1 protein-coding gene is annotated in these 1431 nt (G+C 68.1%); it reads left to right on the forward strand.

All coding sequences use genetic code 11. The annotated features are described in order from the left end of the window. Window positions 1-48: 48 nt before the first annotated feature. On the forward strand, window positions 49-1431 hold a 1383-nt coding region (locus IEZ15_RS43935; RefSeq protein WP_194535988.1), incomplete at its 3' end, for a non-ribosomal peptide synthetase.

The following is a 1431-nucleotide window of genomic DNA, read 5'->3' on the forward strand; positions in this document are numbered from 1 at the left end:
GAGGGTGAGTGGCGGCTCCTGGCTGAGTGGAATGACACGGTTGCCCCGGTGGTGGCGGGTTCGCTGGCGGAGCTGTTTGCGGTGCAGGTGGCCCGTACGCCGGAGGCGGTTGCCGTGGTTGCGGGCGAAGTGGTGTTCTCGTATGCGGAGTTGGATGCGCGGGCGAACCGTCTGGCCCGTCATCTCGTCGCTCAGGGCGTGCGTTCGGAGTCGTTGGTGGGGGTGTGCCTGGAGCGGGGTGCGGATCTGATCGTTGCGCTTCTTGCGGTGTTCAAGTCCGGTGGTGCCTGTCTGCCCATGGACCCTGCTTATCCGGCGGAGCGGATCGCTTACATGGTCGAGGACGCGGTCCCTGTGGCGGTGCTTGCCTCCACGGGGACGGCGGGTGTGTTGCCTGCGACGGACGCGGTCGTGGTGCTGCTGGATGATGCGGAGACGGTTGCGGCGCTGGCGGGGCTGGGTGACGGTCCGCTGGGTGTGGCGGTGCGTGCGGACCATCCCGCGTATGTGATCTATACCTCGGGTTCGACTGGGCGGCCGAAGGGTGTGGTGGTTGCGCACAAGGGGGCGGTGAGTCTGTGTGAGGGTCACAGCCGGACGGTGTTCGCGGCGGACGGGGGCCCGCTGCGGGTCGCGCTGACGACGTCCGTGTCCTTCGATGCGTCGTGGAACCAGCTCTCGGCTCTGTTCGTGGGGCACGAGCTGCATGTGGTGGACGGGGAGACGTGGCTGGACGCGGGGCGTCTGGTGGCGTGGATGCGTGCGTCGCGTATCGACTTTGCCGAGGTGACGCCTTCGTACCTTCGAGTTCTTGTGGACGAGGGCCTGTTCGACGGCCCCTGGCATCCGTCGCGCATCGGTGTGGGCGGTGAGGCGGTTCCGGGTGATCTGTGGGAGCGGGTGCGTGCGCTGGAGGGTGTGGAGGGCTTCAACTTCTACGGTCCGACCGAGGCGACCGTGGACACTGCGATCGCCCGTCTTGCCGACTCGGCCGAGGTCGTGGTCGGTATGCCCGTCCCCAACGCCCGCGTCTTCGTCCTCGACGAGGCCCTGCGGCCGGTCCCTGTCGGTGTCGCCGGTGAGTTGTACGTCTGCGGTGCGGGCGTGGCCCGTGGGTACGTGGGGCGTCCGGGGCTGACGGCCGAGCGGTTCGTGGCTTGCCCCTTCTCCGCCTCGGGTGAGCGTATGTACCGTTCGGGCGACCGTGTGAAGTGGACGGGGGACGGGCAGTTGGTCTTCTTCGGCCGTACGGATGATCAGGTCAAGGTTCGTGGTTTCCGTATCGAGCTGGGTGAGGTCCGGGCTGCCGTCACGGCGCACCCGCAGGTCGCGCAGGCCGCCGTGGTCGTACGGGAGGACATCCCCGGCGATCGTCGCCTCGTCGCCTACGTCGTCACGGAGGGGCAACTCGATGAGCCGGTAGCCGAGTTC

The sequence above is a fragment of the Streptomyces atratus genome, from assembly GCF_014648655.1.
In the GTDB taxonomy this organism is placed as follows: Bacteria; Actinomycetota; Actinomycetes; order Streptomycetales; family Streptomycetaceae; genus Streptomyces; species Streptomyces atratus.